The organism is Pseudomonas sp. 14P_5.3_Bac1 (genome assembly GCF_025466135.1).
Classification (GTDB): Bacteria; Pseudomonadota; Gammaproteobacteria; order Pseudomonadales; family Pseudomonadaceae; genus Aquipseudomonas.
This window is the reverse complement of sequence record NZ_JANLOF010000061.1, coordinates 59,984-70,555: the sequence shown is the minus strand read 5'-3', so window position 1 is coordinate 70,555 and position 10,572 is coordinate 59,984. Positions and strand designations below refer to the sequence as shown.

Below are 10,572 nucleotides of genomic sequence, written 5' to 3'. Positions count from 1 at the left end.
GGTGAGTCAATGCCGCATGTGCAATCCGACACACTGCATTCGCGGGCAAGCCCGCTCCCACATTGACCGTGTTCATCCAACCTAGCTTGTTGTGTAAACCCGCTCCCACATTTGGATCGTCGACACATTCAAGTCAGCGCAAGGCCCGGCGCAGCACTTTGCCGACGGTGGTCTTGGGCAGCTCGGCGGTGCGGAACTCCACATACCGCGGCACTTTGTAACCCGTCAGGTATTCGCGGCAATGGGCGAGGATCTGCTCCTGCGTGAGGTTCGGGTCCTTGCGCACTACGATGATCTTCACCCTTTCGCCAGTGACGCCATCTTCCACGCCGACCGCCGCCACCTCACCCACGCCCGGATGCATGGCCACCACGTCTTCGATTTCATTCGGGTACACATTGAAGCCCGAGACCAGAATCATGTCTTTCTTGCGGTCCACCAGGCGGATATAGCCGCGCTCGTCCATCACGCCGATATCACCGGTCGACAGCCAGCCCTCGGCATCCAGCACCTCGGCGGTTTCCCTGGGGCGCTTCCAGTAACCCTGCATCACCTGCGGCCCGCGCACTTGCAGTTCGCCTTGCTCACCGGTGTCGGCCAGTTCACCGTCCTCGCGGATAAAACGCACCCAGGTCGAGGGCAGCGGCACGCCAATGCTGCCGGTGAACTCCATCTCGCGCATGCGGGCGATATTGATCGGGCTGATGCTCACCACCGGCGAGCACTCGGTGAGGCCATAGCCCTCGATGATCGGCAGCCCGGTGACTTCTTTCCAACGCTTGGCCACCGCCGTGTGCGTGGCCATGCCGCCGGCGATCACAAGGCGCAGGGCGGAAAAGTCGCGCGCGCAGAACGCTTTGTTTTCGAGCAAGCCATTAAACAGCGTGTTGACCCCGGCAATGCCGTTGAAGCGCTCCTTGCGCAGGATCATCTGCACGCGTTTCACATCACGCGGGTTGGCGATCAGGATGTTGCGCCCGCCCAGGCACATGAACATCAGGCAGTTCACCGTCAACGAAAAGATGTGGTACAGCGGGAGCAAGGTGACGTTGGTTTCCTGCTGGTCCTGGTCCAGTTGGTCGCCAACCCAGGCCTTGGCCTGCAACAGGTTGGCGATGATATTGCGGTGGCTGAGCATCACACCCTTGGCGTCCCCGGTGGTGCCGCCGGTGTATTGCAAAAAGGCCAGGTCGTCGAGGTTCATGGCCACCGGGAAGTGATTCAGCGCCCGCCCCTGTTTCAGCACCCGATTGAAGCGCACCGCGCCGGGCAGGTTAAAACCGGGCACCTGCTTTTGCACACTGCGCAGGATGAAATTCATCGCCGCGCCCTTGAAGGTGCCCAGCAAGTCGCCAATGGCCGCCACCACCACGCGCTTGACGCTGCTGCCGGCCACGACCTTTTCCAGGGTGTGGGCGAAGTTTTCGAAAATCACCACGGTTTCGGCGCCGCTGTCCTTGAGCAGATGCTTGAGCTCATGGGAGGTGTACAGCGGGTTGACGTTGACCACCACCGCGCCGGCCAGGATGGTGCCCAACAGGCAGATCGGGTACTGCAAGCAGTTGGGCATCATCAAGGCCACGCGGTCGCCCTTTTTCACGCCCTGACCCTGCAGCCACGCGGCAAACGCGATGCCTTGCACCCGCCAGTCGGCATAGGTCATTTCGGTGCCGATGCTGACGTAGGCGACGCGCTCGCGAAATTTCTCTAGGTGCTCAAGGAACACCTCGCGCAGCGACGGGTACTCCTCGATACCGGCCTCGATGTCCGCCGGCACGCCGGGCAGGTAAGCGTTCAACCAGATCCGTTCGGTACGTTCCAGGCTTACAGCGTTCATGGCAGTCTCCTTGTTGTTGTTTTTATCGCACTACTTTTCGACGATGGCCGTAACACCCAGCCCGCCCGCCGCGCAGATCGAAATCAAGCCGCGCCCGCCACCATTGTCATGGATGGTTTTGGCCAGTGCCGCCAACTGCCGGCCACCGGTCGCGGCGAACGGGTGGCCACAGCCAAGCGAACCACCGTTGACGTTCATTTTGCTGCGGTCGATGGCGCCCAGCGGTGCGTCCAGGCCCAGGCGCTCACGGCAGTAATCGGCGTCTTCCCAGGCCTTGAGCGTGCACAGCACCTGAGCGGCAAACGCTTCGTGGATCTCGAAGAAGTCAACGTCGGCAAAGCTCAGGCCTTCACGCTTGAGCATGCGTGGAACGGCATAGGCCGGGGCCATCAACAGGCCTTCGGTGCCATCGACAAAATTCACCGCCGCTGTTTCGCCGGTACGCAGGTAGGCCAGCACCGGCAAGCCGTGTTCGGCAGCCCAGGCCTCACTGGCCAACAGCACCACCGAAGCGCCATCGGTCAGCGGCGTGGAATTGCCCGCCGTGAGCGTGCCGTTCTGACGGTCGTAGGCTGGGGATAGACCGGCGAGTTTCGCAAGGCTGGTGTCAGCCCGCAGGTTGTTGTCGCGCGCAAGGCCGCGATAAGGGCTGATCAGATCGTCGAAAAAACCACGGGCGTAAGCGGCGTCCAGGCGCTGGTGGCTGGTCAGGGTCAACTCATCCTGGGCCAGCCGCTTGATCTGCCAGCGCTTGGCCATTTCTTCACAGTGCTCACCCATCGACAGGCCGGTGCGTGGCTCGCCATTGCGCGGCAGCAACGGCTTGAACAACATCGACGGGCGCACCTTCAGCAACGCCTTGAGCTTATCGCCCATGCCCTTGGCGCGGTTGGCCGCGAGCAAGGTGTGGCGCAGGGATTCGTTGATGCCGATGGGCGCGTCCGAGGTGGTGTCGCTGCCGCCGGCAATGCCGACGTCGATCTGGCCCAGGGCGATTTTATTCGCCACCAGCAACGCCGCTTCAAGGCCCGTGCCGCAGGCTTGTTGCACGTCGTACGCGGGGGTTTCGGGCGACAATGTGGTCGACAGCAGCGACTCGCGCGCCAGATTGAAATCGCGCGAATGCTTGATCACCGCCCCCGCGGCAAACTCGCCCAGGCGCTGGCCGTGCAGGTTGTAGCGGTCAACCAGGCCTTGCAGGGCGGCAACCAGCAAGTCCTGATTGCTGTCGTGGGCGTACACGCTGTTGGAGCGGGCAAACGGGATACGGTTGCCGCCGATAATCGCCACGCGGCGAGTCGGGGCCGGGTTAAAACTGTAGTCACTCATTGACGGTTCTCATTCCAGACAAAAAGCCCACGCATATGCGGTTTATCGCCCGCCGCATTGCGCACTTCGAACTCACGGCGCGGGCCGGTCACGGGGCGATTCCACAGGGTGACCTGGCCGGGCAGGAAGATCGGCAGTTTGAAGTCGCAATGCGCCTGGGCGTGTTCCAGGCCGCCCGGCGGTTGCTGAGCGGCGAGTGCGCGGCCCAGGGTCCACATGCCGTGGGCGATGGCGCGGCGAAAGCCAAAAATTCTGGCCCCGATCACCGAGGTGTGAATCGGGTTGAAGTCCCCCGATACCTTGGCAAAACGTCGGCCCAGGTCGGCCGGCACTGCCCAGCGCTGGCTGCGCAACAGCCCGTCTTCCTGCAACGTCAGCACGTCTTCCCACGGTTCGCCGACCGGGTCTTTCAAGTCACGGCGCAGGTACAGGCTGTCGCTCTGCCACACCAGCGCGTCGGCGCCGTAGGCCCGCGTGGCGATAATCAGCGCCTGGCCTTTGGGGTGCGCCACCCAGCGCTCGCAACCTACTTCCAGGCGCAACGCCTGGCCTTCGTGCAAACGCTGGTGCTGATGAATCCGATTGGCCAGGTGCACCATGCCGCTGGCCGGATAAGGAAAGCTCGGCCGTGTCAGCAGCATCAGGTGCAAAGGGAACGCCAGCACGTGCGGATAGGACAGCGGCACGCCCTGCTCGCGCCGGAAACCACAGGCGTGGCCATACGCGGCGATAGCGCTGGCCGACAGCGCCACCGCCGAACGCACCAGGCATTCCCTGGGCAGCAACGGCGCACCCTCAAGCTTGGGTTTGCGCAGCGCGCGCACGCCATCGAGCAACAGTTGGGTGCGCGACAGTGGCGGGTCGATGATTTGCGTCACGTAGTCCATGGCTCAGGCTCCCAGCAGGCTTTGGCCGCACACGCGTACGACTTGGCCGTTGACCCCGCCGGACGCCGGGTGCGCCAGCCAGGCAATGGTCTCGGCCACATCAATTGGTTGCCCGCCTTGGGACATCGAGTTCATGCGCCGCCCCGCCTCGCGGATCATCAGTGGAATCCTGGCGGTCATCTGTGTCTCGATAAAACCGGGCGCAACGGCGTTGACCGTGACCTGCTGCGCTGCCGCCAACGGTGCCAGGCCGTGCACCAAGCCAATCACACCGGCCTTGGAGGTGGCGTAATTGCTTTGCCCCAGATTGCCGGCAATGCCGGAGATCGACGACACGCACACAATGCGCCCGCCCGGGTTCAACCCCTGGTGGTGCAGCAACGCATTGCTCAACTGCAACGGCGCTTCCAGGTTGACTGCCAGCACACTGCGCCAGGCCGCCTCGGTCATTTTGGCAATGGTCTTGTCACGGGTGATCCCGGCGTTGTGCACCACCACATCAAAAGCACCGTACTGTTCGACATGTGCCTGCAACAGCGCGGCCGAGTCGGCTGCGGTGATGTCCAGCGGCAAGGCCGAACCGTTGACACTGGCGGCGGCCTGCTGCAGCGCTGCATGGGCTTGGGGCACGTCCACACACACCACGTGGGCGCCGTCGCGGGCCAGCACTTGGGCGATGGCCAGACCAATCCCACGCGACGCGCCGGTGACCAATGCGCGGCGCCCAACAAAGGGCTTATCCCAGTTGACGGCAACCTCGCCATCCACCGGTTTATCCAGGCGCACGACCTGCCCGGACACATAGGCCGAACGGCGCGACAGAAAAAACCGCAGGCTGCTGTCCAGGGCGTCTTCGGCGCCCGGCGCGACATAGATCAATTGCACGGTGATCGCCCGGCGCAGTTCCTTGGCCAGTGAGCGCACCAGGCCTTCGAGGGCGCGTTGGGCGATGGCCTGGGGCAAGTCCCGGCAATGCTCGGGCGCAGTGCCGAGCACCACCACGCGGCCATGCTGACTGAGGCGCTTGGCGTTGGCGTGGAAGAAGACATAGAGCTCGTCGAGCTGCTGCAAATCGAGCACCGCCGTGGCATCGAACACCGCGCCCTGCACCTTGACCGTGGACGGCGCCAGGAGCGTCGCCGGCGTGGCCGCGACGGTGTCGGTGGCGGCAAAAATCTGTTGCACCTGCGTGGATAACCGCCCTGCCCCGGCGACGATGACCGGGTTGACCAGGCCCTGCTGGCCGCTGCGATGGCGCTGCAACGGCAACGGCTGCGGCAGGCCGATGGCCCGGGCGAGGCGCCGGCCCCAAGGGGAGTTGACGAAGGAAAGGTAGCTGTCACTCATAGTAAGCATTCACTCACAACACACACTGGCTTTATAAACCCGATGCCGGTGGGAGCGGGCTTGCCTGCGCTGCAGACGACTCGGTCGTTCACAGGCACCGAGGCGCTGCCATCGCAGACAAGCCCGCTCCCACCTTGATCGTGTTTCTCCTAGTTGACCGAGGCGTTTTCGCTTTGGGGTGTGCGACGTTTGGCGCTCGGCTCCAACGCTTGTTTGCGCTGCTGCAACGCCTCGAGCAAACCAAAGTCCTGCGGAAAATCATCGACCTGGATGCCGTGGTCGGCGTATTCCACATAGCGGCCGAGCAAGGTGTCTTCCTCGTCGCTGATCAGGTCCAGCGCCCGCGCCTTGACGCGCCAGCCGCTGAACGCGGTGGCGGAAATCGGCATCGGTTCGATCAGGCCTTGCTTGACGGCCGACTTGAGGCGAGCGTCGATCAGCTCCACCTGCGGCAACAGGCGCAAGCCCAATTCGCCGTAGGCCAGCTTGTCGATTTCCGGGCGCGGGATGTAGGAATTGGCCAACAGGCGGTCGCGGGTTTCACCTGGCGTCTGCACCACCTCGGCGACTTGGGCCAGCAAGCGATCCGACGGTTTGCGCAGGGGAATACCGAACGGAAAACTCAAGCCACGCACCACTGCCGCAGCGGCATTCGAGGGGTAGTTATCGAGCACTTCGGCCAGCGCTTCATGCGCACGTAACAGCGCATCCTGGGCGGCCCAGTGCACCAGCGGCAGATCTGCCTGGGGCCGGCCGTCGTCCTCAAAGCGCTTGAGCACGCAGGACAGGATGTACAACTGCGACAGAATATCGCCCAGACGCCCGGTGATACTTTCCTTGCGCTTGAGTGCACCCCCGAGCACACCCATGGACACATCCGAGATCAACGCCAGCACCACCGACAGCCGATTGGCCTGGCGGTAGTAGGACGCCAGCGCAGGCTCGGTCTTGGCCGGTGCAGAAAGCAGCCGCCCACCCGTCAGCGCATGCACCCCGGCGCGTACGGCATTGGCGACGACAAAGCTCACATGGCCGAACATCGCGCGGTCGAAGGCTTCCAGTGCCTGGCGCCGGTCCGGGTTACGAGCGGCTTCCATTTCGCGGAATACGTACGGATGGCAGCGAATCAGCCCCTGGCCAAAGATGATCAGGCAGCGGGTCATGATGTTCGCACCCTCCACCGTGATCGCAATCGGGCTTTGCTGGTAGGCACGGGCCAGGAAGTTGTTGGGGCCCATGCAGATGCCTTTGCCGGCGACGATGTCCATGCCGTCGTTGACGATGATCCGCGCGCGCTCGGTGACGTGGTACTTGGCAATGGCCGAGATCACCGAAGGTTTTTCGCCGGCATCCAGCGACGCCACCGAGACCTTGCGCACCGCGTCGCAGGCATACAAATGCCCGGCCATGCGCGCCAGCGGCGCCTGCACGCCTTCGAACTTGCCGATGGGCAGGCCGAACTGCTTGCGCATGGCCGCGTAGGCGCTGGTGCCGCGTACCGCGACTTTGCCCAGGCCGACGTTGGCCGAGGGCAGAGAAATCGCCCGCCCGGCTGCCAGGCATTCCATCAGCATGCGCCAGCCGTTACCGACCTGTTCGCGGCCGCCGATCACCCATTCCAGGGGAATGAACACATCCTTGCCGGTGGTGGGACCGTTCTGGAATACCGCGTTCAGAGGCCAGTGACGACGACCGCTGTTGACGCCTGGGTGAGACGTTGGGATCAACGCGCAGGTGATGCCCAGCGAGCCCGCCTTGCCCAGCAAGCCCTCCGGGTCTTCGGCGCGAAACGCCAGGCCCAGCACCGTCGCGATGGGGCCAAGGGTGATGTAGCGCTTGTCCCAGGTCACTTTGAAACCCAGCACTTGCTCGCCCTCGTGCAGGCCTTTGCAGACGACGCCCACGTCCGGAATTGCGCCGGCATCAGAGCCCGCATACGGGCTGGTCAGGGCAAAGCACGGGATGTCTTCGCCCCGCGCCAGGCGCGGCAAGTAGTAATTGCGTTGGGCATCGGTGCCGTAATGCAGCAGCAATTCAGCCGGGCCCAGGGAATTGGGGACCATCACCGAAATCGCCGCCGCCGAGCAGCGTGTCGACAGCTTCATCACCACCTGGGAATGCGCGTAGTGGGAGAAGCCTTTGCCGCCGTATTGCTTGGGAATAATCATGCCCAGGAACCCGGCGTCCTTGGTGTACTGCCAGCCTTCGGGGGACATGTCCTGCCAGATCTGAGTGGTTTCCCAGTCGTTGGCGATGTCGCAGAGGGTTTCGACCTCGTTGTCGAGGAAGGCTTGTTCTTCGGCGCTGAGGCTGGCCGGCGCAGCGTTGAGAAGGCGATCCCAATTGGGTTTGCCGCTGAACAGCTCGGCGTCCCACCACACGGTGCCGGATTCGATGGCGGCGCGTTCGGTGTCGGACATGGCCGGCATGATCGTACGAAACAGACTCAAGGCCTTGCTGGTCAACAGCGTGCGACGCAAGGGTTTGATCGTCAGCAGCAGCGCGGGCACCACCACCAGCAGCGCCGCAACGCTGGTGCCCACACCGGCCACCACGTTGAACAGGTAACCAAGCGCCAGCCAGATCAAGCCAACGCCCAGCCACAGCGCAGCCGCGGCTTGTCGATACGCCAGGGCAATCGCTGCTGCGACACCCACTAATAACCAGATAACCATGGAGATACCTCTACCTAATCAGGGCATGGGCAATGCGCAGTCCGCTCGAAATGGGCGGCGGCGTAAGGCCACACTACAAACTTGAAAAGACAAATTCAAATTTTGTTTTGAAATTTTTATTTAATGCCTTGGCAAAAAAAACCAGGCTGAGCACGTCAGCCTGTTGAATCAGAAAATGCGGTGCTGCACACGTCGCGAGGGCGAACCCCCGCTCTAGAGCCTTCGAACAAGGGCGCCAAGATGCGCTTGCCGCCCTTATCCGCGGCGCTGCGTGACGGACTTAAAAGGCATAGGTTGCCGAAACAGCCACTACGTCACCGGACGATTCGGCCTTACCGTCCAGGCTCGCGGCGCCCAATCGGTCCACGTTCTTGGTCTTGAGATTGACCTCCTGCACGAACTGATGGGAATACGCCAGATCCAGCGTCAAGCCTGGAATCGCCTTGACGTCGTAACCTGCGCCCAGCGACAGGAAGTACCGGTCACCGTCCGGAATCCGCGGGTCGCGTGTAGAGTTGCGGGTCGGCGTCTGGTCGGACGCCACACCGGCACGCAATGTCAGCTCATCGGTCGCTTTGAAATCACCACCAATGGAGTACATCCACGAGTCGCGGTAGTTGTAGGGGATGGACACGATCGTGTTGCCGTCGGACTTGAGGGTCAGGTCCTTGAAGGACGACCATTGAGTCCACACCGCACTCACACCCATGGTCAGGCGGTCATTGAACTGGTGCACCCAGTCCAGGCCCGCCGTTGCCGGGATGTCCAGTTGAGTACTGGCATTGGCGCCGTCGGGCATCAATTTCAGCCCCGGATAGGCCACTTCCGGGATAGTCCCGGTACCGCCGAACGGGCTCGGGGCCGTCATCAACTGATAGGAGAAGGCGTCGGCGCGAATATTGTACTTGCCCTCCATCTTGTTCTTGATTTTGGCGTGGTAATTGAGGCCGAGGCTGTCTTGCTCGGTGGGTTTCCAGACCACCCCCGTGAACCAACCCACCGACGTATTATCGACTTTGACCCGAATCAGCGACGTACCCAGGCCAGCCGGGAACGGAATGCCGCCCAATTCAGACTTGGAGTTGGCAGCGGCGGCGAGCAAATCGATATTCTGGCTGACGAAGCCTTTACTGTGCTGAACGATCATCCCGGCACCGATGGAAAGGTCATCGCGCACCTTGAACGACAAGGACCCGGTCAACCCTACGGTTTCAATCTTGGTGTCCACTGCAAAGTCACGAAACTTTGAGCCTTCATCCCAGGTGGTGCGCATGCCCTGCGGCACGACCTGGGCCAGACCGAATGAAAACCGATCACCCAGCGGCATCACCATGAACCCGGTGGGGAGCCATGCAGTGAACCCGCCCTGGCCGCCGTCATTGTTATTCAGCACGGCCTGCGCGGGGTCGAAAGTACCATCGGGGTTAAACGGTGTATTGGATACCGGGTTGCCCTGGTAGTCATTGGCCTGGCCTTTGTACTTGATCTTGATCCGCGCGTAATCGACGGTCATTTGCGCAACGTTATGGTCCACAAAAGCCATTGCCGCCGGGTTGTTGAACGCCGAACTCGGGTCGTTCTTGAACAAGGAACCCCCGCCGAACGCTCGCCCCCAGCCCGGTGCGCCATACGTCGGCGTGGAAAAACCGCCGGCTTGCACAGGCACGGCTACCATCAGCCCGCCCATCAACGCCAACCCCAGTAAAGCCTGCACCTGTTGTTTTTTATTATTCATGAGGCACTCCTTATTGTTATCACTCTGAGCCGGCCCAGCCGTCTCGTCTTTCTGTTCGTTCGATCAGGGATCGTGTTTCACACGTTGTGCGCGCCCACGCGCTAAAGCGTTGATGTTTTCAAGGATTAATCGTGAGGGCAGGTGAAGGTTTGAAGTTGAAGGCCGTGACCCTGCAGGTGGCGTTCACCGGCTCCGCCGGTGGTTTTCCCGCAGCCGGCGCCTCACGCGAGGCACCGGCCTTTCAACGGGTGATCAGCCCTTTACGCAGTTGCGCGCTTACGGGTTAACCGTCAGCGTTGGCGCCACAACACTCAGGGACACCACGGTGCAGTTGCCACTCAGCGATTGATTGCTGGCCGACAGGGTTTTGCTGGCCGCAGTCCACGCCACAGCGATAGGGGTAGGACCGCAGTTGGTGGAAGGCAGCGAGGTGATCTTGTAGCCAACGTTGGTCACGGTACCGGTGGTGCCGGTTGCCGCGGTCAGCACCCAAGGCAGGTTGGTCAGCGTCGGCAAGGCGCAGAGACCGCCGCCGGTCAGCGAAGCACCGTTTATGGACGCCACGCCACCGCTGACGTTGCCGGTAAAGGTGATGCCGCAGGTTACGGCCGCACCGAACGACGAGGGCGACTTCACAACGATGGTGCCGGGGTTGGTCGTGAACGGACCATCCGGGGTGATGGACGCCGCACTGGCCATCGAAGCGGCGCCAAAGCACAGAGCAAAAGAAGTTGCACAAACGAGGGTTTTCAAGCTTTTCAT

At 62.4% G+C, this 10,572-nt stretch carries 8 protein-coding genes; 1 reads left to right on the top strand and 7 read right to left on the bottom strand.

Features of this window, described 5'->3' with window-relative positions; genetic code table 11:
• Nucleotides 1–133 precede the first annotated feature (133 nt).
• The 6 genes from NTD89_RS16690 to NTD89_RS16665 all read right to left on the bottom strand — a co-directional run bounded on the left by NTD89_RS16690 (nt 134) and on the right by NTD89_RS16665 (nt 9,810).
• Nucleotides 134–1,837, bottom strand: a complete 1,704-nt coding sequence (locus NTD89_RS16690; protein ID WP_262208676.1) for an AMP-binding protein — start codon at nt 1,835–1,837, stop codon at nt 134–136.
• A 30-nt stretch (nt 1,838–1,867) separates the two neighbouring features.
• Nucleotides 1,868–3,166 carry an acetyl-CoA C-acetyltransferase gene (locus NTD89_RS16685; protein WP_242197240.1) on the bottom strand — a complete coding sequence of 433 codons (1,299 nt, stop codon included), beginning with the start codon at nt 3,164–3,166 and terminating at the stop codon, nt 1,868–1,870.
• The gene (locus NTD89_RS16680) at nt 3,163–4,053 is read right to left on the bottom strand and encodes a MaoC family dehydratase (RefSeq protein ID WP_262208675.1); all 891 of its coding nucleotides are present in this window, start codon (nt 4,051–4,053) and stop codon (nt 3,163–3,165) included. Before NTD89_RS16680 ends, NTD89_RS16685 begins: the two co-directional genes overlap by 4 nt.
• Nucleotides 4,054–4,056: 3 nt before the next feature.
• Nucleotides 4,057–5,400 (bottom strand): 3-oxoacyl-ACP reductase, encoded by a 1,344-nt coding sequence (locus tag NTD89_RS16675; protein WP_262208673.1) that lies wholly within the window; start codon nt 5,398–5,400, stop codon nt 4,057–4,059.
• 149 nt (nt 5,401–5,549) lie between these two features.
• Nucleotides 5,550–8,075: an acyl-CoA dehydrogenase gene (locus NTD89_RS16670; RefSeq protein ID WP_262208672.1), complete on the bottom strand. Its 2,526-nt coding sequence runs from the start codon at nt 8,073–8,075 to the stop codon at nt 5,550–5,552.
• A gap of 280 nt (nt 8,076–8,355) precedes the next feature.
• Complete coding sequence (locus NTD89_RS16665) at nt 8,356–9,810, bottom strand: outer membrane protein transport protein (RefSeq protein WP_145164418.1); 1,455 nt, start codon at nt 9,808–9,810, stop codon at nt 8,356–8,358.
• Nucleotides 9,811–9,941: 131 nt separating this feature from the next.
• Here NTD89_RS16665 and NTD89_RS16660 point away from each other — a divergent pair, with 131 nt between their 5' ends.
• Nucleotides 9,942–10,097, top strand: a complete 156-nt coding sequence (locus NTD89_RS16660; protein WP_262208671.1) for a hypothetical protein — start codon at nt 9,942–9,944, stop codon at nt 10,095–10,097.
• Here the strand turns inward: NTD89_RS16660 and praB are convergent.
• Complete coding sequence (gene praB, locus NTD89_RS16655) at nt 10,087–10,572, bottom strand: alkane oxidation protein activator PraB (RefSeq protein WP_145164422.1); 486 nt, start codon at nt 10,570–10,572, stop codon at nt 10,087–10,089. The genes NTD89_RS16660 and praB overlap by 11 nt on opposite strands.

What these genes read in the sequence shown, in the direction of transcription:
- NTD89_RS16690 (WP_262208676.1), bottom strand. Translation starts at nt 1,837, where the DNA reads ATGAACGCTGTAAGCCTGGAACGTACCGAACGGATCTGGTTGAACGCT.
- NTD89_RS16685 (WP_242197240.1), bottom strand. Translation starts at nt 3,166, where the DNA reads ATGAGTGACTACAGTTTTAACCCGGCCCCGACTCGCCGCGTGGCGATT.
- NTD89_RS16680 (WP_262208675.1), bottom strand. Translation starts at nt 4,053, where the DNA reads ATGGACTACGTGACGCAAATCATCGACCCGCCACTGTCGCGCACCCAA.
- NTD89_RS16675 (WP_262208673.1), bottom strand. Translation starts at nt 5,400, where the DNA reads ATGAGTGACAGCTACCTTTCCTTCGTCAACTCCCCTTGGGGCCGGCGC.
- NTD89_RS16670 (WP_262208672.1), bottom strand. Translation starts at nt 8,075, where the DNA reads ATGGTTATCTGGTTATTAGTGGGTGTCGCAGCAGCGATTGCCCTGGCG.
- NTD89_RS16665 (WP_145164418.1), bottom strand. Translation starts at nt 9,810, where the DNA reads ATGAATAATAAAAAACAACAGGTGCAGGCTTTACTGGGGTTGGCGTTG.
- praB (WP_145164422.1), bottom strand. Translation starts at nt 10,572, where the DNA reads ATGAAAAGCTTGAAAACCCTCGTTTGTGCAACTTCTTTTGCTCTGTGC.